At 69.1% G+C, this 22,087-nt stretch carries 25 protein-coding genes; 23 read left to right on the top strand and 2 right to left on the bottom strand.

Going from position 1 to position 22,087, the window contains the following annotated elements; translation table 11 throughout:
* Positions 1-4 precede the first annotated feature (4 nt).
* From ABZ803_RS04640 to mtnC, 8 genes are all read left to right on the top strand, one after another.
* Positions 5-316 carry an MGMT family protein gene (locus ABZ803_RS04640; RefSeq protein ID WP_040868972.1) on the top strand — a complete coding sequence of 104 codons (312 nt, stop codon included), beginning with the start codon at positions 5-7 and terminating at the stop codon, positions 314-316.
* 54 nt (positions 317-370) lie between these two features.
* Positions 371-1,126 carry a VOC family protein gene (locus tag ABZ803_RS04635; protein WP_357032882.1) on the top strand — a complete coding sequence of 252 codons (756 nt, stop codon included), beginning with the start codon at positions 371-373 and terminating at the stop codon, positions 1,124-1,126.
* Positions 1,127-1,208: 82 nt separating this feature from the next.
* Positions 1,209-2,951, top strand: a complete 1,743-nt coding sequence (locus ABZ803_RS04630) for an NTP transferase domain-containing protein (RefSeq protein ID WP_357032879.1) — start codon at positions 1,209-1,211, stop codon at positions 2,949-2,951.
* Positions 2,952-3,436: 485 nt separating this feature from the next.
* Positions 3,437-3,607, top strand: coding sequence for a hypothetical protein (locus tag ABZ803_RS04625; protein WP_157106832.1), 171 nt, complete (start codon positions 3,437-3,439; stop codon positions 3,605-3,607).
* 170 nt (positions 3,608-3,777) lie between these two features.
* On the top strand, positions 3,778-4,119 hold the full coding sequence (locus ABZ803_RS04620) for a DUF1330 domain-containing protein (RefSeq protein WP_357032875.1): 342 nt from the start codon (positions 3,778-3,780) through the stop codon (positions 4,117-4,119).
* A 78-nt stretch (positions 4,120-4,197) separates the two neighbouring features.
* Complete coding sequence (gene mtnA / locus ABZ803_RS04615) at positions 4,198-5,844, top strand: S-methyl-5-thioribose-1-phosphate isomerase (RefSeq protein WP_357032872.1); 1,647 nt, start codon at positions 4,198-4,200, stop codon at positions 5,842-5,844.
* Positions 5,841-6,416: a cupin gene (locus tag ABZ803_RS04610; protein ID WP_357032869.1), complete on the top strand. Its 576-nt coding sequence runs from the start codon at positions 5,841-5,843 to the stop codon at positions 6,414-6,416. The genes mtnA and ABZ803_RS04610 overlap by 4 nt, the downstream gene beginning before the upstream one ends.
* Entirely contained in the window at positions 6,413-7,105 is a 693-nt protein-coding gene (gene mtnC / locus ABZ803_RS04605; RefSeq protein WP_357032866.1) for an acireductone synthase, read from the top strand. The genes ABZ803_RS04610 and mtnC overlap by 4 nt, the downstream gene beginning before the upstream one ends.
* Before the next feature lie 129 nt (positions 7,106-7,234).
* Here the strand turns inward: mtnC and ABZ803_RS04600 are convergent, their stop codons facing one another.
* On the bottom strand, positions 7,235-7,426 hold the full coding sequence (locus ABZ803_RS04600; protein WP_357032863.1) for a hypothetical protein: 192 nt from the start codon (positions 7,424-7,426) through the stop codon (positions 7,235-7,237).
* Between the two features lie 563 nt (positions 7,427-7,989).
* On the opposite strand from ABZ803_RS04600, the gene ABZ803_RS04595 reads away from it, so the two are divergent.
* The 4 genes from ABZ803_RS04595 to narI all read left to right on the top strand — a co-directional run bounded on the left by ABZ803_RS04595 (position 7,990) and on the right by narI (position 15,060).
* Positions 7,990-11,700, top strand: a complete 3,711-nt coding sequence (locus ABZ803_RS04595; RefSeq protein WP_357032861.1) for a nitrate reductase subunit alpha — start codon at positions 7,990-7,992, stop codon at positions 11,698-11,700.
* Positions 11,701-11,891: 191 nt separating this feature from the next.
* A complete protein-coding gene (gene narH, locus ABZ803_RS04590) occupies positions 11,892-13,628 on the top strand; it encodes a nitrate reductase subunit beta (RefSeq protein WP_357032858.1) in 1,737 nt (578 codons plus the stop codon).
* On the top strand, positions 13,625-14,305 hold the full coding sequence (narJ, locus tag ABZ803_RS04585; protein WP_357032855.1) for a nitrate reductase molybdenum cofactor assembly chaperone: 681 nt from the start codon (positions 13,625-13,627) through the stop codon (positions 14,303-14,305). Before narH ends, narJ begins: the two co-directional genes overlap by 4 nt.
* On the top strand, positions 14,302-15,060 hold the full coding sequence (gene narI, locus ABZ803_RS04580) for a respiratory nitrate reductase subunit gamma (protein ID WP_357032852.1): 759 nt from the start codon (positions 14,302-14,304) through the stop codon (positions 15,058-15,060). Before narJ ends, narI begins: the two co-directional genes overlap by 4 nt.
* A gap of 115 nt (positions 15,061-15,175) precedes the next feature.
* Here the strand turns inward: narI and ABZ803_RS04575 are convergent, their stop codons facing one another.
* A complete protein-coding gene (locus ABZ803_RS04575; RefSeq protein WP_357032849.1) occupies positions 15,176-15,631 on the bottom strand; it encodes a VOC family protein in 456 nt (151 codons plus the stop codon).
* A gap of 321 nt (positions 15,632-15,952) precedes the next feature.
* On the opposite strand from ABZ803_RS04575, the gene ABZ803_RS04570 reads away from it, so the two are divergent.
* The 11 genes from ABZ803_RS04570 (at position 15,953) to ABZ803_RS04520 (ending at position 22,067) form a co-directional block, all read left to right on the top strand.
* Positions 15,953-16,639 carry a hypothetical protein gene (locus ABZ803_RS04570; RefSeq protein WP_357032847.1) on the top strand — a complete coding sequence of 229 codons (687 nt, stop codon included), beginning with the start codon at positions 15,953-15,955 and terminating at the stop codon, positions 16,637-16,639.
* Between the two features lie 5 nt (positions 16,640-16,644).
* On the top strand, positions 16,645-17,808 hold the full coding sequence (locus tag ABZ803_RS04565) for an SRPBCC family protein (protein ID WP_357032844.1): 1,164 nt from the start codon (positions 16,645-16,647) through the stop codon (positions 17,806-17,808).
* On the top strand, positions 17,805-18,212 hold the full coding sequence (gene gvpJ, locus ABZ803_RS04560) for a gas vesicle protein GvpJ (protein WP_174315509.1): 408 nt from the start codon (positions 17,805-17,807) through the stop codon (positions 18,210-18,212). Before ABZ803_RS04565 ends, gvpJ (ABZ803_RS04560) begins: the two co-directional genes overlap by 4 nt.
* Entirely contained in the window at positions 18,212-18,973 is a 762-nt protein-coding gene (locus ABZ803_RS04555) for a GvpL/GvpF family gas vesicle protein (RefSeq protein ID WP_357032840.1), read from the top strand. Before gvpJ (ABZ803_RS04560) ends, ABZ803_RS04555 begins: the two co-directional genes overlap by 1 nt.
* Positions 18,974-18,976: 3 nt before the next feature.
* A complete protein-coding gene (locus tag ABZ803_RS04550; RefSeq protein WP_357032837.1) occupies positions 18,977-19,213 on the top strand; it encodes a gas vesicle protein GvpG in 237 nt (78 codons plus the stop codon).
* Between the two features lie 28 nt (positions 19,214-19,241).
* Complete coding sequence (gvpO, locus tag ABZ803_RS04545; protein ID WP_357032834.1) at positions 19,242-19,574, top strand: gas vesicle protein GvpO; 333 nt, start codon at positions 19,242-19,244, stop codon at positions 19,572-19,574.
* On the top strand, positions 19,571-19,957 hold the full coding sequence (gvpJ, locus tag ABZ803_RS04540; protein ID WP_357032831.1) for a gas vesicle protein GvpJ: 387 nt from the start codon (positions 19,571-19,573) through the stop codon (positions 19,955-19,957). The genes gvpO and gvpJ (ABZ803_RS04540) overlap by 4 nt, the downstream gene beginning before the upstream one ends.
* On the top strand, positions 19,954-20,745 hold the full coding sequence (locus ABZ803_RS04535) for a GvpL/GvpF family gas vesicle protein (protein ID WP_357032828.1): 792 nt from the start codon (positions 19,954-19,956) through the stop codon (positions 20,743-20,745). The genes gvpJ (ABZ803_RS04540) and ABZ803_RS04535 overlap by 4 nt, the downstream gene beginning before the upstream one ends.
* Positions 20,742-20,966: a gas vesicle protein gene (locus tag ABZ803_RS04530; protein WP_357032825.1), complete on the top strand. Its 225-nt coding sequence runs from the start codon at positions 20,742-20,744 to the stop codon at positions 20,964-20,966. Before ABZ803_RS04535 ends, ABZ803_RS04530 begins: the two co-directional genes overlap by 4 nt.
* Positions 20,959-21,258: a gas vesicle protein K gene (locus ABZ803_RS04525; protein WP_062976204.1), complete on the top strand. Its 300-nt coding sequence runs from the start codon at positions 20,959-20,961 to the stop codon at positions 21,256-21,258. Before ABZ803_RS04530 ends, ABZ803_RS04525 begins: the two co-directional genes overlap by 8 nt.
* A gap of 86 nt (positions 21,259-21,344) precedes the next feature.
* Positions 21,345-22,067, top strand: a complete 723-nt coding sequence (locus ABZ803_RS04520; RefSeq protein ID WP_357032822.1) for a TVP38/TMEM64 family protein — start codon at positions 21,345-21,347, stop codon at positions 22,065-22,067.
* Positions 22,068-22,087 lie beyond the last annotated feature (20 nt).

Below are 22,087 nucleotides of genomic sequence, written 5' to 3'. Positions count from 1 at the left end.
GCCGATGCCGACCACCGACGCCCAGGTGGAGCAGGTGCGCGCGCTGGTGGCGGCGATACCGCCCGGCCGGGTCGCGACCTACGGCGACATCGCGGCGGCCGCCGGTCTGTCCACGCCGCGCACGGTGGGCTGGATCATGCGCACCGACTCGGCCGACCTGCCCTGGCACCGCGTGCTCGGGGCGAGCGGCAAGCCCGCCGCGCACCTGGCCCACCGTCAGCTGCGCCTGCTCGCCGCGGAGGGCGTGCCGATCCACGACGGGCGCGTCGACCTGCGCGCCGCGCGTTTCCCGCTGCCCGATCTCCCGCGCGACTGAGCACCGCTTTCCGAAATGCCTCCGTGCCCGAATGGCGGACAGTACCGTTGATCCATGCCCACCCGCCTGGCATGCGTCGCCTTCGATGCCGACCGGCCGCGTCCGGTCGCGGACTTCTGGGCCGAACTGCTCGGCTGGAGCGTGACCCTCGACCGCCCCGACGAAGTGAACGTCGCGGCGCCCGACGCCGACGGTGGCGAGCTGGCGCTCACCTTCCTGCCCGCGATGCGGGCCAAGGTCGGCAAGAACCGCCTGCATCTCGATCTGGCCACCCGCTCGCTGGACCACCAGCGCACCCAGGTGGACCGGGCGCTGGCATTGGGTGCGCGATCGGTCGACATCGGCCAAGGCGCGGTGCCGTGGGCCGTGCTCGCCGACCCGGAGGGCAACGAGTTCTGCGTGCTCGAACCCAGGGAGGAGTACGTGGACACCGGATCCGTCGCGGCGATCGTGGTCGACACGCGCGACCCGCGGCGCCTCGCCGAGTTCTGGTCGGCCGCCACGGGCTGGCCGTCCACGCACCGCGGCGAGCGGCTGACCGGGCTGCGTTCACCGACCGGGCTCGGCTCCTGGCTGGAGTTCGTGCGCACGCCCGACGCGGGGTCCGGCCGGACCAGGCTGCGCCTGGATCTCACCTCGTTTCCGGCCGACGACCGGGCCGCGGAGGTGGCCCGGCTGCACGCGGCGGGCGCCACGACGATCGACCGGGGCGCCCCGGCGGCCACCAGGGACACCGACCTCGTGCTCGCCGACCCGGAACTCAACGAGTTCCGGCTGCTGCCCGCGGCTCGCTTCTGGTCGAACGCCTGATCCGGGCCGTCCGCTCCCGGGCTTCCCGGCGATGACGAATTAGCATGGCCGCCATGGTGTACCTAGCTCGAGGTCGTGGCGTGTGATCGCCGCCGACGCGATCGTGCTCGCGGGCGGCCGGGCCAGCCGGATGGGCGGCGTGGACAAACCGGCCATCGTCATCGGCGGCCGTTCCATGCTCGAGGTGGCGCTCGCCGCCGTCGCCTCGTGCGCGCACACGGTGGTCGTCGGACCGCATCGGCCCGAGCTGGCGCCGGAGATCATCCAGGTGCGCGAGGTGCCGCCCGGGTCGGGTCCGGTGCCTGCGATCGACACGGGGCTGCGCGCCCTCGGCTCCGCCGCCCCGCTGGTGGTGGTGCTGGCCGCCGACCTGCCGTTCCTGTCGCCGTGGGCGATCGCCGAGCTCATCCGGCACGCCACCGAATCCGGCGCGGACGCGGTGTTCGCCGCCGACGAGTCGGGGCGTCCGCAGTATCTGATCGGGGTGTGGCGGCGCTCCGCGCTGACCGCCGCGCTGGACGGGCTCGACGCGCTGATCAACCAGCCGATGAAAGCCCTGGTGCCCGCCGCCGCCGCGATCATCCCGCTCGCCGGCGTCGGCGACTGCGACACCGACGAGCAGGTACGGCAGGCCAGGGCCGCGGTCGACGCACCACGGCAGCAACCGCCGCTCGACCTGGACGAGGCACGAAACGTTCTGCGCCGCGACCTGTCCCGGCTCACCACGTACGAGGCCGATCTGCGTTCGGTGCTCGGGGCGGCGCTCGCGGGCCCGCTGACGGCGGCCGGGCCGCTGCCCCGCTTCGACGTCTCGGCGATGGACGGCTACGCGGTGGCGGGCGACGGCCCGTGGCGCCTGCGCCGCGATGTCGGCTTCGCGGGCGGGCGGCGACCGGTGGGACTGCTGCCGGGCGAGGCGGTGCGGATCGCCACGGGGGCGCACGTCCCGGACGGCACCACGGGTGTGCTGCGCGACGAATTCGCGCACATCGCCGACGAGACGCTGTACCGCCTGCCGGACACACCGCTTCGCGACGACACCCGCCGCCGCGGCGAGGACCGCGCGGCCGGTGATCCGGTCGCGCCGGAGGGCACGCCGGTCACCACGGCGTTGGTCTCCGCGGCCGCGAGCGTCGAAGTCACCGTGGCGCCGGTGCGCGGCCCGGTCCGCGCGCGCATCGTGATGACCGGTGACGAGATCCGCAGCGAAGGACCGCTGCAAGCGGGGCAGACCCGCGACTCGATCGGTCCCGTCCTGCCGGATCTGTTGTCCTGGAACGGTATTCGTGCCGCCGATCGGGTGCATCTGCGCGACACTCCGCACGGCTTCGACGAGGTCATGACCGTCGCGCCGGAGTACGACCTGCTGGTGATCGTCGGGGCGACCGGCGGCGGGGCCGCCGACCAGCTCCGCGGTGCCCTCGCCCGCGCCGGAGCCGAGATCCTGGTACCGCGGCTGCGGCTGCGGCCCGGCGGTTCCACGGTCGTGGCCCAGCTCGCCTCCGGCACCACGGTGCTCGGCCTGCCCGGCAACCCGTTCGCCGCCGTCGCGACGCTCATGGCGCTCGCGCCGGCGATCGTCGAGGGCCGCACCGGCGCCGCTCCCGCGCGCCCACTGCGCGGACCGCTGCACAACGCGGCCGAGATCACCGGACCGGTGCCCCGCATCGTCCCGGCCCGCGCCGCCGAGGAGGGTGGCTGGATCGGCGACCCGACCATCCGCACGGCCCACCTCGGCGGCCTCGTCGATCGCGACGGCCTGGTCGTCGTCCCGCCCGACGCCGACGACGGAGCGATCGTCGAGTTCCTGCCGCTGCGCCGCTGAGGCAACGTGTGGTTCGCCGCCTTTTGGCACGAAAGTGCTTGCAGCGCGGGCTCTCCAGGAGCACGAGTGCGCACAGGAAGTCGAGAGCGCCGAGACCCGGTCCCGGCGACGAACCGAAGTCGTTGTCTCACACCGGGATCAGCGGGTAGCGGCGGCGATCACTCGAATGATCCGCACGCTTCCTCACGATAGCGGAATCGAATTCACCGCGATAAACACCGGCGCACCCGAACAAGCGTTACCACCGGCCCCGGCTCCCCCTTTGCCCCAACCCTCCGGCGTGCCGATCAGCAGAATGTCAACCAGAGGCACACCGCAACCGAATTCGTTATCTAAAACAATGCAAATATTGCTCCTACCTGCGTGAACATGACAGATCTGCCGCTAAGGGGCTTATTTTTCATTTCCCCTTCCGGACGCCATACCCGCTCGCTATCGTGAGTTCGTTAGGCGAATATCAATCCCCCGGAAAGGACCGTGTGGAGATGACTGAAAAGTCGAAGAAAACGCCTAAGAAAATGCCGAAGCAGATGCCGAGGCAGCAGCAGCAACAGCGCCAAGAGCAGGACATGCGCGAGGGCGCGGACATGGAAGGCCGTCGGGGCACCAGGAGCGAGATGCCCGACCGGCGCGGCGAGCAGGAGCGCCGCCGCTAGTTGATCTGCGCCACCCGCGCCGCCGGCCCCAACTCCTCCCGGGTCCGGCGGTCGCGGTCGTTCGAGACCAGTGCGCTTACCCCTCGGGTAATTGCCGCACCGCGCGCGGCGGACCTACCGTCGGTGCGACGCCATCCCCGGCGTGATCGAACGAAGGAAGGCCAAACGCCATGTCCGCCTATGGCTTCGCCCACCTCCGCAGTCGCAGGGCCCACCCCGACATCCTCGAATACCTGGAGCGCATCCAGGCCACCTTGGACCCGTTCGGCGGCCGCTTCGTCATCCACGGGCCCCCGGCCGAAGTCGTGGAAGGCGACTGGCCCGGCAGCATGGTGCTGATCGAGTTCCCCGGGATGACCGAGGCGCGGGAGTGGTACCACTCGCCCGCCTACCAGGAGATCCTGCCGCTGCGCGCCGATCACATCGACGGCGACCTGCTGCTGATCGAGGGCGTCGGGCCGGACTACGACCCACGCGAACGCGCCACGAAACTGCGCACCCCGGCCGCCTGACGCGATTTCGGCCCGCCATCCCCCGTCCGATACCGTTGACCAGGCACGACACGGTTCGACGCGAGAAGGATGCGCCTGATGGACGACAGCTCTCTGGTCTGGGACGACGGCGCGCTCGTCACCATCGACCAGCGCGGCCTGCCGCACGAGGTGCGTGAACTGCGGCTGAGCACCGTCGACCAAGTGATCGACGCGATCAAGGCGCTGGCCATCCGCGGCGCGCCCGCCATCGGCATCGCGGGAGCTTTCGGCGTCGTCATCGCCACCGCCGCGCACACCGTGGACGGCGTGGTGGACGAGGCGGCCGCGCAAGCCGAGGCGGACCGGATCGCCGCCGCTCGCCCGACCGCGGTGAATCTGGCCTGGGCGGTGCGGCGGGTTCGGACGAAGGTGGGCCACGGCGCGGGCGCGGTCCTCGCCGAGACGCTCGACATGCTCGCCGAGGACGGCCGGGTCAACCGGGCCGCCGCCACCCACGCCGCCGACCTGGTGCAGCGCCTGTGTGCGGACCGGCCGCTGCGGGTGCTCACCCACTGCAACACCGGGCGGCTGGCGACCAGCGCGTTCGGCACAGCCATCGGCACGCTGCGGGTGCTGGCCGAACGCGGCGCGATCGAACAGGTGCTGGTGGACGAGACCCGGCCGCTGTTGCAGGGCGCGCGGCTGACCACCTGGGAACTCGCCGAAGCGGGCATCCCGCACCGGCTCACCATCGATTCCGCCGCGGCCTGGGCGATGGCGACCGGACAGGTCGACTGCGTGCTCGTCGGCGCCGACCGGGTCACCGCCAACGGCGACGTCGCCAACAAGATCGGTACCTACGGTCTCGCGCTCGCCGCCCGCCACCACGGCATCCCGTTCGTCGTGGTCGCCCCGGAGTCGACCCGCGACCTGTCGATGGCCACCGGCCGGGAGATCGTCGTGGAGGAACGCGCGGCCGCCGAGGTGACCGGATTCGGTGGCGTCGCAACGGCTCCCGAGCACACCGAGGTCTTCAACCCGGCCTTCGACGTGACGCCTGCCGAAATGGTGACCGCGGTGGTCACCGAGCACGGCGTGGTGCACCGATCCGATCGGTCGCACGGCGCGGCCATCGCGGATATCGCTCGCGAGCTCTACCGGCGCGGCTGGATGCCGGGCACGGCGGGCAACGTCTCGGTGCGCACCGGCGCCACCGCCCTGGTCACCGGAAGCGGGTTGTCCAAAGGCGAACTCACCGAGCGCGACATGGTCACCGTGCGGGTAGCGGACTCCGCGCCCGTGGCAGACCACGGACGCAAACCCTCCGCCGAGACGACGATCCACACCGCCGTCTACCGGACCCGCCCGGCCCAGGCGGTCGTGCACATCCATCCGCCGTTCGCCACCGCACTCGCCACCCGCTCGGCGTCCCCCGGCACACTCGCCACGCTGCGGATCACCGACTACGAGCTGATCAAGGGGCTCGGCGGCGGCGATCCGGCCGTCGCGGAGATCCCGGTCTTCCCGAACTGGCCCGAGGTGCCGCGCATCGGCGCGGACATCGAACGCTACCTTCTCGAGCATCCCGGCGCGCTGCCCGTCCTGGTCATCGCCGGTCACGGCATCACCGCCTGGGGCGATGACCTCGGCCAGGCGCGCGATCGCGCCGAATGCCTGGAAGCATTGTGTGAGCTGGTGTCCCGCACCGGCAGTCCGGCCGCGTTCGCCCCGCGCGACGACTTTCTCGAGATTGGACTGACATGACCCTCCTGCAGGTGATGGCCGCGGGCGACGCGGCCGACGTGCGCGTACGCACCAGCGACGACGAGGTGATCGGCACCGAACTGGCCGAGCACGGCGTAACCTTCGGCCGCTGGCCGGTAATCGAGAACGCCGCGTCGGTGTCTTCCGAGGATCTGCTCGCGCACTACGCGACGAACGTCGCGGAACTGAACGGCTCCGGGCGCTACAAGCACATCGACATCGCCCGCATCCACCCCGACGACGCCGACCCGAAGTGGCCGGAGATCGCCGCGGGCGCGCGCGGCAAGTTCCTCGACGAGCACCGGCACGCCGAGGACGAGGTGCGCTTCTTCGCCGCCGGACGCGGCTGCTTCTATCTGCACCTGGGCGAGGAGGTCTTCGCGGTGGTGTGCGAGGGCGGCGACCTGCTCTCGGTACCCGCGGGCACGCTGCACTGGTTCGATATGGGCGAGCGCCCCGATTTCATCGCCATCCGCTTCTTCGAGGAAGCGGACGGCTGGGTCGGCGACTTCACCGGCGACAAGATCAGCGCGGGCTTCCCCACCCTCGACGAGCTGCTGACCGCGCCGTGATCGACGCCGTCGTCGTCGACATCGAGGGCACCACCAGCCCCACCGCGTCGGTGCGCGAAGACCTCTACGGCTATACCCGGCAACGACTTCCAGGGTGGCTGGCCGAGAACAGTTCCACCGGTGCCGCGCCCGTGCTGGCCGCGACCAGGGAGCTGGCCGGACGCCCGGACGCCGGGCCGGAGGAAGTAGCCGCGATCCTGCGCGAGTGGCTCGACACCGACGTCAAGGCCGAGCCATTGAAGACCGCGCAGGGCCTGATCTGCGCGGAAGGCTTCCGTAGCGGCGCGCTACACGGCGAGTTCTTCCCGGACGTGCCACCGGCGCTCGTCGCGTGGCACGCCGCGGGGCTCGCGCTGTACGTCTACTCCTCGGGATCGGTACGCAATCAGCGGGATTGGTTCGCCTTCGCGCGCGGCGGCAGCCTGTCCGAGCTGATCAGCGGGTACTTCGATCTGTCGACGGCGGGCGGCAAGCGCGAGTCGTCCTCCTACGACAAGATCGCAGGAGCCATCGGCGTCCCCGCCGAACGCATCCTGTTCCTGTCCGATCATCCGGACGAACTCGATGCCGCTGTCGCCGCGGGGTGGCACGTCGTCGGCCTCGCCCGGCCCGGCGAGCCCAATCCGCCTCGGCCGCCGCACCGCTGGGTCGACACGTTCGCCGATATCGATCCCGCCGCCCCGGCCTGAGACGGCGGCCGACGCGTTCATCCGCCCACGCCGCAACCGCTTTCGTACCCTGCCTCGCCGGAGCTTCCAGGTGACGCGGCACCGGCCGACCGCGCAGGCCGGTCGATGCGAAGCGTGATCGGCTGCGTCTCAGCGAGATTCAGGATCGACGGCCAGGACCGAGCGGCCGCCGGCGACGGGCAGGGTCGCTCCGTCGACGAAGCCGCCCTCGGTGGAGAGCGCGTCACCCGCGAAGACGGTGACCCGTCCGCCCGCCCAGGACTGCGCCTCCGCGTCGCGCTCGACCACCACCGCGTGGCCGAGAGCCAGCAGTCGAGCCACGATCGCGCGGCCGATTCCGCGTCCGCCACCGGGTCACCACGTAGGACAGTGTCATCCGGTCGATGGTGAACAGACGAGCCATCGGGACGGCGTGGACCGCTCGGCGCCAGACGAATTCGTGGACGGCGATTCCTGGAACCACGCGCGGAAGGACAATTTCTCGCAGTGTCGGGCGAATTCTCAGCGAATTGTGATTGTGCTTACAATACGCTGTCAGGAAACCTCGGCCGAAACACTCCGGAACGGATAAGCGGGGCGCCTCGGACAGCCGCTCCTTTGTGTTAACAAATGTAAAGCACTGGAGAACCAGCCGTTTCCAAAGCATCACCGACGCGGGCCCGAGTGAACTCCTCCGCTCCGATTCCGTCCAGTTCAGAGCGGGTTCGCCCTGGTCGACCCACCGGACCACCCCGGGGAGCCGCGCACTACCGTGACCGGGAGGTTGCGCCGATCTCACAACTCACCACGCTCTCGAATGGGCTGTGAGAAAGAGGTTTGGCCAGCCGTGCGCGCCTCTTTACAGTCGGAACATCCACCCGATCGCACAGCTCGAAGGGGACGTCGTGGTTAATTCCCGCACCCAGGGTCACGCACCCTCCGCCCCGGCCACCGACGCCGGGGACGCGCTCTTGCGGCTGGGGAAGTACTTCCACCGGGGCGAGGTGTCGTCCGATCAGCGGACGCTGCACAAGGTCGGCGGGCGCAGCGCCGACGAGTTCTACCGCGATCGCTGGTCCCACGACAAGGTGGTGCGCTCCACGCACGGCGTGAACTGCACCGGCTCGTGCTCGTGGAAGATCTACGTGAAAGACGGTGTGATCACCTGGGAGTCGCAGCAGACCGACTACCCGTCGGTGGGCGCCGACAAGCCGGAGTACGAGCCGCGCGGCTGTCCCCGTGGCGCGTCGTTCTCCTGGTACACCTACTCGCCCGCCCGGGTGCGCTACCCCTACGTGCGCGGCACGTTGCTCGAGCTGTACCGGGAAGCCAAGTCCCGGCTCAAGGATCCGGTGCTGGCCTGGGCCGACGTCGTCGAAGACCCGGAGAAGGCGCGCAGCTACAAGGCCGCCCGGGGCAAGGGCGGATTCGTGCGCTCCGAGTGGTGGGAGGCGGCCGAGATCGCCGCCGCCGCACACGTCTACACGATCAAGCAGTACGGCCCGGACCGGGTGGCCGGGTTCTCGCCGATTCCGGCCATGTCCATGGTCAGCCACGCCGTCGGCGCCCGGTTCATCTCGCTGCTCGGCGGCTCCATGCTGTCGTTCTACGACTGGTACGCCGACCTGCCGGTGGCCTCGCCGCAGGTGTTCGGCGACCAGACCGACGTGCCCGAGTCGGCGGACTGGTTCGACGCCGGTTACCTCATCATGTGGGGCTCGAACGTGCCGGTCACCCGGACACCGGACGCGCACTACATGACCGAGGCCCGCTACCGGGGCCAGAAGGTGGTGGTGGTCTCCCCCGACTACGCCGACAACACCAAGTTCGCCGACGAGTGGGTGCCCGCGCGCCCCGGCACCGACGCGGCCCTCGCCATGGCGATGGGTCATGTGGTGCTGAAGGAGTTCTTCGTCGAGAAGACCACGCCGCGCTTCCTCGACTACATCAAGCGCTTCACCGACCTGCCGTTCCTCATCACCCTCGACGAGCGCGACGGGGCCTACGTCCCCGGCAAGTTCCTCACCGCCGCCGACCTGGGCCGCACCGGCGAGGGCGTGCAGTTCCAGACGGTGCTGCTGGACGCGCGGGCGCAGCCGGTGGTGCCGAACGGCTCGCTCGGCCATCGTTTCGGCGACGAGGGAGCCGGACGCTGGAACCTCGATCTCGGGGACGTCGATCCCCTCCTGAGTCTGTACGGCCGCACCGACGACGCTGCGGCTGTACAGATTCCCCGCTTCGACAGCGACACTCCCGGCGTGCTCACCCGCGGCGTGCCGACCACGACCGTCGCGGGCAGGCGCGTCACCACGGTCTTCGACCTGTTGCTCGCCCAATACGGCGTCGGCCGCGACGGTCTGCCCGGCACCTGGCCCAGCGGCTACGACGACGCGGACGAGCCATACACCCCGGCCTGGCAGGAAGCCATCACCGGAGTGCCCGCCGTGCAGGCCCAGCGCATCGCGCGCGAGTTCGCCGACAACGCCGAGCGTTCCGGCGGCCGCTCGATGATCCTGATGGGCGCGGGCACCAACCATTGGTTCCACTCCGACCAGATCTACCGCGCGTTCTTCACCCTGACCCTGCTGACCGGATGCCAGGGCGTGAACGGCGGCGGCTGGGCGCATTACGTCGGACAGGAGAAGTGCCGCCCGGTGACCGGCTGGTCCACCCTGGCCTTCGGCCTGGACTGGCAGCGCCCGCCACGGCAGATGCAGGGCACGGTGTTCTGGTATCTGACCAACGACCAATGGCGCTACGACCCGTTCACCGCCGAGCCGTTCGCCTCACCCCTGGGCACGGGCAAGTTCGCCGGCCGCACCGCCGCCGACAACATCGCCCTCGCCACCCGGCTGGGCTGGATGCCCAGCTATCCGACCTTCGACCGCAACCCGCTCGACCTGGTGGACGAGGCCGAGGCCGCGGGCAAGACCGCTCCCGAGCACGTGGTGGACGGGCTGAAGTCCGGCGACCTGCGGTTCGCCTGCGAAGACCCGGACGCGCCGGAGAACTTCCCGCGGTGCCTGACCGTGTGGCGGGCGAACCTGCTCGGCTCCTCGGGCAAGGGCAACGAGTACTTCCAGCGTCATCTGCTCGGCGCCGACTCCAATCTGCAGACCACCGACGCCACCGGCGTGCGGCCGCAGGAGCTGACCTGGCGGGAGACCGCGGCCACCGGCAAGCTGGATCTGCTGCTGTCGCTGGACTTCCGGATGACCAGCACCACGCTGTTCTCCGACATCGTGCTGCCCGCCGCCACCTGGTACGAGAAGCACGATCTGTCCTCCACCGACATGCACCCGTTCGTGCACGCCTTCTCCCCGGCCATCTCGCCGCCCTGGGAGGCCAAGACCGACTTCGACGCCTTCCACCGGATCGCCCGCGGGTTCTCCTGGATGGCCGAGAAGCATCTCGGCAAGCGCAAGGACATCGTCGCGGTGCCGTTGCAGCACGACTCGCCGGACGCGACGGCCCAGGCCGGCGGTCGCGTGCTGGACTGGAAAGCCGGTGAGTGCGAACCGATTCCGGGCAAGACCATGCCGAAACTGGTCGTGGTCGAACGCGACTACCCGAAGCTGGCGGAGAAGATGGCCGCGCTCGGGCCGCTGATCGACACGCTGGGCGTCACCACCAAGGGTGTCACCACCTATCCCGATCAGGAGGTCGAGTACCTCGCCGGGGTGAACGGCACGGTTGTCTCCGGTGTGGCGCAGGGCCGCCCGTCGCTGGCCAAAGACACCCACGCGGCCGAGGCGATCCTCGCGTTGTCGGGCACCACGAACGGGCGTCTGGCCGTCGAGGGTTTCCACGCGCTGGAACGCCGCACCGGCACCAAGCTGGCCGACCTGGCCGCGGAGCACGAGGGCAAGCGGATCACCTTCGCCGACACCCAGGCCCGCCCGGTCCCGGTGATCACCTCGCCGGAGTGGTCGGGCAGCGAGACCGGCGGACGCCGCTACTCGCCGTTCACCATCAACACCGAGCGGCTCAAGCCCTGGCACACGCTCAGTGGGCGCCAGCACTTCTACCTCGATCACGACTGGATGATCGAGCTCGGCGAGCAGCTGCCGATCTTCCGCCCGCCGCTGGACATGACCGCCCTGTTCCACGAGCCCTCGATCGGCGACGTGGGCGACAAGGGCGTCACCGTGCGCTACCTCACCCCGCACTCGAAGTGGTCGATCCACTCCGCCTACCAGGACAACCTGCACATGCTGACGCTCTCGCGCGGCGGGCAGACGATCTGGATGTCCGATCGCGACGCGGCGAAGATCGGTGTGGCCGACAACGACTGGATCGAGGCGATCAACCGCAACGGCATCGTGGTGGCCCGCGCCATCGTCAGCCACCGGATGCCCGAGGGCACCGTGTTCATGTACCACGCCCAGGACCGCGCGGTGGACGTGCCGCGCATCGAGGGCATCGGCGAGGACACCAAGGGCCGGGGCAAGCGCGGCGGTATCCACAACGCACTCACCCGCATCATGATCAAGCCCTCCCATCTCATCGGCGGCTACGCGCAGCAGTCCTTCGCGCTGAACTACCACGGCCCCACCGGAAATCAGCGCGACGAGGTCACGACGATCCGCAAACGGTCGCAGGAAGTCGAGTACTGACATGGGTGAGGGCGGCAGGTGTGCTCACACGCACCCACCGACGCAACAAGGCGGTACTGACATGGGTGAGCGCGGCATCTGGGCCCACACGCACCCACCGACGCAACAAGACGGTACTGACATGGGTGACGGCGGCATGACGGCCCACCACGCACCCACCGACGCAGGAAAGCGGTACTGACATGCGAGTCATGGCACAGCTGGCCATGGTGATGAACCTGGACAAGTGCATCGGCTGCCACACCTGCTCGGTCACCTGCAAGCAGGCCTGGACCAATCGCGGCGGCACCGAATACGTCTGGTTCAACAACGTGGAGACGCGGCCCGGACAGGGCTATCCGCGGCAGTACCAGGATCAGGAGAAGTGGAAGGGCGGCTGGACGCTGAACAAGCGCGGCAAGCTCACCCTGAAGTCCGGCTCCCGGCTGAAGCGGCTGCTGAACATCTTCGCCAACCCGGATCTGCCCACGGTCGAGGACTACTACGAGCCGTGGAGCTACGACTACGACAACCTGCTGTCGTCGCCGCCGATCGACACGACGCCGGTGGCGCGGCCCAAATCGCTGATCACCGGCGAGGACACGAAGGTCACCTGGGGCGCCAACTGGGACGACGACCTCGGCTCTGGTCCCGAGCAGGTCGGCAAGGACCCGCTGCTGGCGAAGCTGTCCGACCAGGTGAAACTGGAGTTCGAAGAGACCTTCATGTTCTACCTGCCGCGGATCTGCGAGCACTGCCTCAATCCGTCGTGCGCGGCGTCGTGCCCCTCCGGCGCGATCTACAAGCGCGCCGAGGACGGCATCGTGCTGGTGGACCAGGACAAGTGCCGCGGCTGGCGGCAGTGCGTGTCCGGCTGCCCGTACAAGAAGATCTACTTCAACCACAAGACGGGCAAGGCGGAGAAGTGCACCTTCTGCTACCCGCGCGTTGAGGTCGGCATCCCGACGGTGTGCTCGGAGACCTGCGTCGGGCGATTGCGCTACATCGGCGTGATGCTCTACGACGCCGACGCCGTGCTGGAGGCCGCCTCGGTCACCGAGGACGCCGATCTCTACCCGTCCCAGCTCGGTGTGTTCCTCAATCCCCATGATCCGCGCGTGATCGCCGAGGCCGAGCGCGCCGGAATCTCGCCGGAATGGATTCAGGCCGCGCAGGATTCGCCGGTCTACAAGCTGATCGTGGACTACCAGATCGCGCTGCCGCTGCATCCGGAGTACCGCACCATGCCGATGGTCTGGTACGTGCCGCCGCTGTCGCCGGTGGTGGACGTGCTCACCGAGACCGGGCACGACGGCGAGAACGCGTCGAACCTGTTCGGCGCCATCGACGCGCTGCGCATTCCGGTGGAGTACCTGGCCGAGCTGTTCACCGCGGGTGACGTGGGCCCGGTGCGCGCGTCGTTGCAGCGCCTGGCGGCGATGCGTTCGTTCATGCGGTCGGTGAACCTCGGGGAGGAGCCCGATCCCTCGATCGCGCCGTCGGTGCGGTTGGAGCCGGAAGAGATCGAGGCGATGTACCGGCTGCTGGCCATCGCCAAGTACGAGCATCGCTATGTCATCCCGACCGGCGCGGGAGCCCGCGCGCACGAATTGGATTCGCTCGCCACCGGATGCAGCCTGGACACCGACGGCGGACCGGGCATGACGGCGTTCGACCAGATGGTGGAGAAGTTCCACCTCACCGACTCCAACGACGCCGCGCCGCAGGAGAAGTCGTCCCGGATCAATCTGCTGAACTGGGACGGGAAGAGCACCGACGGTTTGCTGCCGAGCAACGGCGCTGCCAACGGCAACGGGCACGCGAACGGCCACACCAACGGCTCCGGCAACGGGCACGCCGACGGCGCGAGCAACGGGAACGCCGACGGCGGCGCGAGCAACGCGGCCACCGGTGATCCGGCCTCGACTCCGACCGGAGCGGGGCGATGAGCCTGCTGAAGCTGCGGCGCCGCCCGGAACCGGTGGTCGAACTGGCCCAGCGCGACCGTCAGCTGGTGTGGCGGATCGCCGCGCTGCTGCTGGACTATCCAGGCGAGCAGACGCTGTCCATGGTCGACCAGTTGGCGACGGCCGCGGCCGCCCTACCGGACGAAGTGCGCGCCCACCTGGACGAATGCCTCGACCACCTGCGGACGACTCCGCCGCTGGAACTCGCCGCGGACTACGTCGCGACCTTCGACATGCGCCGTCGCGCCAGCCTGCACCTGACCTTCTACGCCTACGGCGACACCCGCAAGCGCGGGATGGCGCTGCTGCGGTTCAAGCACGCCTACCGGCACGCCGGTGTCGAACTCGGTGACGAAGAGCTGCCCGACCACCTGCCCGTGCTGCTGGAGTTCGCCGCCACCGTCGATCCGATCGGCGGCGAACGGCTGCTCGGCGAGCACGTTCCGGTGCTGGAGCTGCTGCGGCTTTCGCTGTCGGACAACGGCTCCCCCTATGCCGGAGTGCTCGCGGCGATCGGGGCCACGCTGCCGCCGCCGACCACCGCCGACCGCAGGCGCATCGCCGAACTCGCCGCCCAGGGGCCGCCCGAAGAGGAAGTCGGATTGGAACCCTTCGCGATGGACCCCTCCCTGTTCGACGGATCGGAAGGCCGACGATGAACGCAACGCCGAACCTGCCGATCGCCCTGTGGCTGATCCTGCCGTACATCGCGTTCACCTCGTTCGTGCTCGGCCACCTGTGGCGCTACCGCAACGACCAGTTCGGCTGGACCACTCGCTCATCACAGATCTACGAGAGCCGCCTGCTGCGCCTGGGCAGCCCGCTGTTCCACTTCGGCATGCTCGGGGTGTTCGGCGGTCACGTGCTCGGCGTGCTGATCCCGGAGTCGTGGACCGACGCGGTCGGGGTCTCCGAGCACCTGTACCACGTGATCGCGGTCGGCGCGGGGTCGGTGGCCGGTCTCGCCGTGCTGGCCGGCGTCGGCATCCTGCTCTACCGGCGTTTCACGGTGCCCGCCGTCCGCAAGGCGACGACGGGCAACGACAAGCTGATGTACACGCTGCTGGCCGCCGCGCTGATCACCGGCCTGCTCAACACGTGGGGCAGCAATCTGCTGTGGGGCACCTACAACTACCGCGAGACCGTCTCGCCCTGGTTCCGCAGCCTGTTCACGCTCGCCCCTGAGCCCGAGCTCATGGTGGACACGCCGTGGACCTTCCAGCTGCACGGTTTGGTCGTGCTCGCGCTGATCGGGCTGTGGCCCTACACCCGGCTGGTGCACATGTTCAGCGCGCCCGTCGGCTACTTGATGCGGCCGTATGTGATCTACCGCAGCAAGGAATACGACGCTCCCGACAAGCGCCGTTACGCCCGGGCGTGGGACGCGCCCGTGACCCCCGAACGCTGGCGCTAGAGACGCCGCGCAAGACGACCCCGCCCGGACAATGGCGTCCGGGCGGGGTCGTCCGCATTGCCGGGCGTGGGGCGCAATTCGCCCGGTTGTCCGTGCGGTGCGGATCCCCGCGGGGTCAGGCGTTGTCGTAGGCGTTCTGCAGCACCTTCACGTCGAGCTTGGACATCGACCGCAGGGCGGTGCCGACGGCGATGGTCTTGGCGGGATCGTCGCCGCCCATCAGCTTCGGCAGCGCCGAGGGCGTCACCTGCCAGGACAGGCCGTAGCGGTCCTGGAGCCAGCCGCACGGGCCGGGCTCGCCGCCGTCCGCGGTGAGGGCTTCCCACAGGCGGTCGATCTCGTCCTGGGTGTCCACGACCACCTGCAGCGACGCGGCATCGGTCAACGGGTGGTCCGGGCCGCCGTTCATCAGCGTGACCGCTTGACCGTCCAGGTTCAGCGCGACGATGAAGGCCGAACCATCGGAGTTGCGGGAGATGTCGACCACCCGCGAGTTCGGGATCACCGAGGCGTAGAAGGCGCCGGCTTCCTCGGCGGCGTTGTCGAACCAGAAGAAGGTGTTGACGGACATGATGTGCTCCTGTGCTGTGGCGTGATCTGCTGTCACCTTCTGGTCGGAACCGCTCCGCCGCCTTCGACATAGTTCGCGAATTTCTCCGAAATTTTTTTCCGCGAATGTAGGCCACTCCCCGCCAGACGATCGCTGAAAGCGCTGCCGTAGCTCGGTACTTCCCCGCTTTTCGCAGGCAGAACCCATCGACCGGTTAGGTAACCAGGCATACGCTGAGGTTTGGCCGCCGCAATGTGGTCTACCCCACTTCTGGGGGACGTCCAGTCTCGGCGCCCCGGCTTCGCCGGAGCGGTGGCAGTCGAGGCGAGCTAGGAGTGAGAAATGAAAGGTGGAGGAAGAATCGCGTTAGGGGTGGGCATCGGGTACTTCCTGGGCCGCACGCGCAAGATGCGCTTCGCGTTGTCGCTGGCGGGCGCCGCCATGGCCCGGCGATCCGGGGGAACGCCAGGAGACCTGCTCGAGCGTGGGACATCGTTGCTCAAATCGTCGCCGGAGTTGGCCAAGATCACCGACACCGTTCGCGGCGAGTTGCTCGGCGCCGCGCGGTCCGCCGCGGTGACCGCCGCCAGCAACCGTATCGATGCGCTGAACGACCGGTTGCAGCAAGGTTCGACGCTCCTGGCGAGCGGGGATCGGCGCGGCTCGCGGGAGACGGATGCCGACGAGGACGACTACGACGAGGAATCGTCCGAGTACGACGAGGAACCATCCGAGGACGACGAGCAAGCATCCGAGGACGACGAGCAAGCATCCGAGGACGAGGGTCCCGAGGACGAGTACGAGGAAGACGAAGAGGACTCCGACCAGCCCGAGGACGAGGGCGAGGACACCGAGCGGCCCGCCGCGCGGACGCGTACTCGCAGGTCGGCCGCCGGCGCCGGGCGGGGAGCCGGCTCTCGGGCCGCGGACCGTTCGTCCGACTCCGGGGATCGCAAACCGACCGGGACCCGGGCGCGCCGCAGTCGCGCCGATGCCGGTGAAGCGCCCGTGCGACGCACGAGGAGGTGAGTTCGATGGCGAAAACTCTGCGCGACGCGACGGCCGGGGTCGGCAAACTGGCCGACACGGCGAGCCGGGCTACCAAAGCCGCGACCGGAGCGGGTTCGAGCGCTAAGAAGAAGGGCCCACAGACCTCGCCGACCGGTCTCCTACAGGAATCGATGCAGAACCTTGCCGGAACCCTGGCCCAGCGTGCGGCGTCCGGGCTCACGAACCAGGTCTCGAAGACGGCGGGCCGACTGACCGATTACGCCGAAGGCGGCGGAGGAAACCTGCTGTCGGCGCTGACCGGCGTGGAGAAGCTGGCCGGAGGCGCCTCGCCGTTCCAGGCGGCCATGAGCATGGGCAAGAGCAAGCTCGGCCACACGCTGCGTGAAGGGTTCGAGACGGCGAAGGAGTCTTTGACCGGCGGCAAGGGCAAGGGTGGCGGCAAGAAGATCAAGCTGACCAATATCGTCGAGCACATCGACGTGGGCGTCCCGATCGACCTCGCCTACGACCAGTGGACCCAGTTCGCGGACTTCCCGAAGTTCACCAAGAAGCTCGAGCAAGTCGAGCAGATGGCCGACGAGAAGCTCAGCTGGACCGGCAAAGTGTTCTGGTCCCGGCGCACCTGGGAATCCACGATTCTCGAGCAGGTGCCCTTCGAGCGGATCGTCTGGCGGTCCAAGGGCCACAAAGGCTACATCGACGGCGCGGTCACCTTCCACGAGCTCACGCCGGGTTACACCCGCATCCTCGTGGTGCTGGAGTACCACCCCCAGGGACTGTTCGAGAAGACCGCCAATATGTGGCGCGCGGCCGGTCGCCGGTGCCGCCTGGAACTCAAGCACTTCCAACGCCACGTCATGACAGAGTCCGTGCTGCACCCCGACGACATCGTCGGCTGGCACGGCGAGATCCGTGAAAGCAAGGTCGTCAAGGACGACGAGACCGCACGACGAGAAGAAGAGGAGAACACCGAAGAAGACCGCGCGGACGAGGAGAGCTCCGCGGACGAGGAACCGGACGAGGAGCCGGACGAAGAAGAAACAGACGAGACCGACGAGCGAGACGCCGACGAGCGCGACGAAGACGAGGAGGGCGAATCCGAGTCGCCCCGCCGTCGACCGGCCGCCCGCCGTCGCCGCACCACAGTGACCCGCCGGTCGCGCGAGAAGCGAGGAGCAAACGCATGACCATCGAACCCGCAGGAGGCGGCGGCGGTGGCGGAGCGGGCACGATGGCGCGCCCGAATTCCTCCAGCCTGGCCGACGTGATCGACACGATTCTCGACAAAGGCCTGGTCATCGACGCGTTCGCGCGCGTGTCGCTGGTCGGCATCGAGCTGGTGACCATCGACGCCCGCGTCGTGGTGGCCAGCGTCGACACGTATCTGCGTTTCGCCGAGGCCGTCAACCGGCTGGAGATCTCCACCCAACCGAAGGGGCTGACCGACCTCGTCGGCGAGGGCACCCAGGGCTTGGCGAAGCACAAGACGAGCGGCGCGCTCGAGGCGGCGGGCGAGAAGGTCATGGACTTTCTCGGCGACGTGCAGGAGAAGCGCCAGACGGCGAACAGGCCCAGACGCAAGGAGGATTGATGACTACCGCTCGAGCCGCCGTGTATGTCTACGGCATCGTGCCCGCCGATGTGGAACCCGAGTCGAACGCCACCGGTGTCGGGGATCCCCCGGGCAAGGTCGGTGTGGTGCGGCACGGCGAGATCGCCGCGCTGATCAGCACACTCGAATCCGATCGACCGCTGGGCACGCCCGACGACCTCACCGCCCACGCCGAGTTGCTGGACGGGTCCGCCGCGGTCGCCCCGGTCCTTCCGCTGCGGTTCGGCGCGGTCATGACCGACACGGAGGCGGTGGAGAACGAATTGCTCGAGGCGAACGAGAACGAATTCCGTTCCGCGCTGGAGCAACTCGAGGGCCGTGCGCAGTTCGTGATCCGAGGGCGGTACGTGGAGAACACCATCCTGCGGGAACTGCTCGACGAGAATGACCGGGCCGCCCAGCTGCGCGACGAGATCCGCGACAAACCCGAGGACGCCACGCGCAACGCCCGGATCGCTTTGGGCGAGCTGATCAATCAGGCCATCGAGGCCAAGCGCGCCGAGGACACCCGCAGGGTGGTCTCCGAAATCGAGCAGTTCGAGCCACTGGTCAACCAGCGCGACCCGTCCCATGAGGAAGAGGCCGTCCACATCGCGGTGCTGGTCGAGCTGGCCCGGCAACAGGAACTGGAGGAAGCACTGCGCAGGCTCGGCGAGGAGTGGGACGGCCGCGTGGAACTGAACTTCCTCGGTCCGATGGCCGCCTACGACTTCGTGACGAAGCGCGCACCCGAGGAGTAACGCATGTTGTTCGGTGTGGTCACGTCGATCTTGTCGTTGCCCGTCGCCCCGGTGCGCGGAGTGATCTGGTTGGGGGAATTGATCCAGGACCAGGTGGACCAGAAAATGCACGATCCCGCCTTGATGCGGCGGGAACTCGAGGAGATCGACGCGGCCGCCGCAGCCGGTCAACTGTCCGAAGAGGAGCGAAAACAAGCGCAGCAGGCGGTCCTGGACCGTATGACCGGTCGGCGGGCGTGATCGCGATCGACCGGAAGGAGTGACTCGCGTGGCACGCAAGACCACCTCCGCAGACTCCGAGGACGTGCACTCGGCTTCCGACGAGCCACCGCCCCTCACCACGGCACAGGCCGTCGCGGTGGCGGTGGAACTCTTCGTGGAACTGACCTCGAAACAGGTGCAGGGCGTCACCTCGCTGGAACCGACCGAGGACGGCTGGCAGGTGGAGATCGAAGTGCTCGAGGACCGCCGTATCCCCTCGTCGGCGGACATTCTCGCGCTCTACGAGGTGGAGGTCGATCTCGACGGGAACCTGGTGGCCTACCGCAGAACGCGGCGCTACGCCCGGGGCAGCACCGATATCGGAAGGGAGCGGCGATGACGGTGGTCGGCGGCGGTTCGTCCGCACCGCAGCCCTTCGGCGGCGGGGGGCATTCGACGAACCTCGCCGATATTCTCGAGCGGGTGCTCGACAAGGGCTTGGTGATCGCGGGCGACATCCAGGTCAACCTGCTCGACATCGAACTGCTCACGATCAAGCTGCGCTTGGTGATCGCGTCCTTGGAGACGGCCAAGTCGGTCGGCATCGACTGGTGGGAGACCGACCCCTGGCTCAACAGCAAGGCCCACACCTTGGAACGGCAGGATCACGATCTCGAACTGGAGAACCGTGAGCTCCGCGACCGGATCGCCGAACTGGAGGCCGCCGGCGAACAACGCCGACCGATCGAACACCGCCGCGAGCCGAGGGAAGATCGGTCGTGAGCGAGGGTCTCGGAGTCTGGCTGTACGCGGTGACGTCCAGCCGGGGCGGCTCGGAGGACCTCGGCGAGTTGACCGGCGTCGCGGGTGAGCCGGTGCGCACGGTGGTCTCCGGCGATCTGGCGGCCCTCGTCGGCTCCGTGCCGCTGGAGGTGTTCGGGGAGGAGCCGCTGCGCGGTCAGCTGGAGGATCTCGATTGGCTGGAGGGGACGGCCCGGGCACATGACGCCGTCGTGTCGGCCTCGGTGCGCCGCGGTCCGACCGTCCCGCTCCGGCTGGCCACCGTGTTCCTCGACGACGACCGGGTGCGCGACCTGCTCGACGAGCGGCGAACGGACTTCGCCGCGGCGCTCGCGCTGGTGAGCGGGCGCACCGAGTGGGGCGTGAAGGCCTATGGTGACCGGGCCGCCCTGACCGCCGCCGTGGCCGAGGCCCGTGCGAGCGAAGGCAGCGGGAAAGGCGCGGGCGCGGCGTATCTGGCCCGGCGCCGCGCGCAACTGTCCGCGCAGGAAACCGTGGAACGCGACGCGGCGCAGCGGGCCGAGGAAATTCACACGCGCTTGGTCCGCCGCGCCGCGGCGGGTCGACGGCAGGCCTTGACCGATCCGACACTGAGTGGCCGCCGGGATTGGATGGTGCTCAACGGCACCTATCTCGTGGACGACGAGCACGCCGACGACTTCGCCGCTACCGTCACCGCGCTCGGCGACGAATTCCCCGGCATCCGGCTCGAACTCACCGGCCCCTGGCCGCCGTACTCGTTCGCGGGCGTGGAACGAGAGCCGGCATGAGCAGGGCGGGCCACGATGTCGACGAGCGCCGCGTCGCGCTGGTCGACCTGCTGGATCGGGTGCTGGCAGGCGGCGTGGTGATCACCGGCGACATCAGGCTCGCTATCGCGGACGTCGACCTGGTCCAGATCTCGCTGCGCGCCCTCATCTCCTCGATCAGCACCCTGTCCACGTCACTCGGGCCCGCGACGCACGGCGCGCTGGAACCGCCCGATGACTGAATTCGGCGGCATCCCCCCGCGCATCGACACCGAACCCGAATCCGTCGAACGCGGACTGGTCAGCCTCGTCCTCACCCTGGTGGAACTCCTCCGCCAACTCATGGAGCGCCAAGCACTCCGCCGAGTCGACGCCGGCGACCTCACCGACACCCAGATCGAACGCATCGGCACCACCCTCATGCTGCTCGAACAACGCATGGACGAACTGCGCGACCACTTCGGCCTGACCCCCGAAGACCTCAACATCGACCTCGGCCCCCTCGGCACCCTCCTCCCCCGCGACCCACCCTGATTCGAGTCCAGCGGAACATGCTGGAGAGCCTTCTCGGCAACCACGAATCGAGGTGCGGTCGGGCGTGCGGCAGGATTGGACGCACCATGACCGGCGACGATCAGCTCTCTCCCGGCAGCCGGCGGCTGCACATCGCACGGCTCGCGCTGTTCGCCGCCGGCCTGGCGGTGATGTTCTATCTCGTCGCCGTCGCGCGGGTGATCGACGTCGAGGGGGTGCGCGGCATGGTCGCGGCGACCGGGGCTGCGGCGCCGTTCGCCTACCTGGTGGTGTCGGCTGTGCTCGGCGCCGTCTTCGTTCCCGGGCCGCTGCTGGCAGCCGGGAGTGGTCTGCTGTTCGGGCCGCTGGTCGGGACGTTCGTAACGCTGGGTTCGGCGGTGGGCACGGCGACCATCACGAGCTTCCTCGGGCGGCGGGCCGGCCGCGAGAGCGCGCGCGGCTTGCTCGGCGCCGAGCGCGCCCAGCGCATCGACGCCCAGATCGAACGGCGTGGCATGTGGGCCGTCGTCGGTCAGCGCTTCGTCCCGGGTATCTCCGACGCCCTGGCGTCGTATGTCTTCGGCGCTTTCGGAATTCCGTTGTGGCAGATGGCCGTCGGCGCGTTGATCGGATCGGCGCCGCGGGCCTTCGTCTACACCGCGCTCGGCGCATCGATCGGTGACCTCTCGGCCCCTCTGGCCTACACCGCGATCGCGGTATGGTGCGTCACCGCGATCATCGGAGCTTTCGCCGCCCATCGCGGCTACCGCAGTTGGCGCGGCCGGGGTGCACGTCGCGAAACAGTGCCCGACCGCGACCCGGACCACTGATTTCTCGCCTGCGGGCGCGG

Source organism: Nocardia sp. NPDC047648, assembly GCF_040642815.1.
Lineage (GTDB): Bacteria > Actinomycetota > Actinomycetes > Mycobacteriales > Mycobacteriaceae > Nocardia > Nocardia gamkensis.
Note: the sequence above shows the minus strand (reverse complement) of the source record. Positions and strands in the feature narration are given on the sequence as shown.

What these genes read in the sequence shown, in the direction of transcription:
- ABZ803_RS04640 (WP_040868972.1), top strand. Translation starts at nt 5, where the DNA reads ATGCCGACCACCGACGCCCAGGTGGAGCAGGTGCGCGCGCTGGTGGCG.
- ABZ803_RS04635 (WP_357032882.1), top strand. Translation starts at nt 371, where the DNA reads ATGCCCACCCGCCTGGCATGCGTCGCCTTCGATGCCGACCGGCCGCGT.
- ABZ803_RS04625 (WP_157106832.1), top strand. Translation starts at nt 3,437, where the DNA reads ATGACTGAAAAGTCGAAGAAAACGCCTAAGAAAATGCCGAAGCAGATG.
- ABZ803_RS04620 (WP_357032875.1), top strand. Translation starts at nt 3,778, where the DNA reads ATGTCCGCCTATGGCTTCGCCCACCTCCGCAGTCGCAGGGCCCACCCC.
- mtnA (WP_357032872.1), top strand. Translation starts at nt 4,198, where the DNA reads ATGGACGACAGCTCTCTGGTCTGGGACGACGGCGCGCTCGTCACCATC.
- ABZ803_RS04610 (WP_357032869.1), top strand. Translation starts at nt 5,841, where the DNA reads ATGACCCTCCTGCAGGTGATGGCCGCGGGCGACGCGGCCGACGTGCGC.
- narH (WP_357032858.1), top strand. Translation starts at nt 11,892, where the DNA reads ATGGCACAGCTGGCCATGGTGATGAACCTGGACAAGTGCATCGGCTGC.
- narJ (WP_357032855.1), top strand. Translation starts at nt 13,625, where the DNA reads ATGAGCCTGCTGAAGCTGCGGCGCCGCCCGGAACCGGTGGTCGAACTG.
- narI (WP_357032852.1), top strand. Translation starts at nt 14,302, where the DNA reads ATGAACGCAACGCCGAACCTGCCGATCGCCCTGTGGCTGATCCTGCCG.
- ABZ803_RS04575 (WP_357032849.1), bottom strand. Translation starts at nt 15,631, where the DNA reads ATGTCCGTCAACACCTTCTTCTGGTTCGACAACGCCGCCGAGGAAGCC.
- ABZ803_RS04570 (WP_357032847.1), top strand. Translation starts at nt 15,953, where the DNA reads ATGAAAGGTGGAGGAAGAATCGCGTTAGGGGTGGGCATCGGGTACTTC.
- ABZ803_RS04565 (WP_357032844.1), top strand. Translation starts at nt 16,645, where the DNA reads ATGGCGAAAACTCTGCGCGACGCGACGGCCGGGGTCGGCAAACTGGCC.
- gvpJ (WP_174315509.1), top strand. Translation starts at nt 17,805, where the DNA reads ATGACCATCGAACCCGCAGGAGGCGGCGGCGGTGGCGGAGCGGGCACG.
- ABZ803_RS04555 (WP_357032840.1), top strand. Translation starts at nt 18,212, where the DNA reads ATGACTACCGCTCGAGCCGCCGTGTATGTCTACGGCATCGTGCCCGCC.
- ABZ803_RS04550 (WP_357032837.1), top strand. Translation starts at nt 18,977, where the DNA reads ATGTTGTTCGGTGTGGTCACGTCGATCTTGTCGTTGCCCGTCGCCCCG.
- gvpJ (WP_357032831.1), top strand. Translation starts at nt 19,571, where the DNA reads ATGACGGTGGTCGGCGGCGGTTCGTCCGCACCGCAGCCCTTCGGCGGC.
- ABZ803_RS04530 (WP_357032825.1), top strand. Translation starts at nt 20,742, where the DNA reads ATGAGCAGGGCGGGCCACGATGTCGACGAGCGCCGCGTCGCGCTGGTC.
- ABZ803_RS04525 (WP_062976204.1), top strand. Translation starts at nt 20,959, where the DNA reads ATGACTGAATTCGGCGGCATCCCCCCGCGCATCGACACCGAACCCGAA.
- ABZ803_RS04520 (WP_357032822.1), top strand. Translation starts at nt 21,345, where the DNA reads ATGACCGGCGACGATCAGCTCTCTCCCGGCAGCCGGCGGCTGCACATC.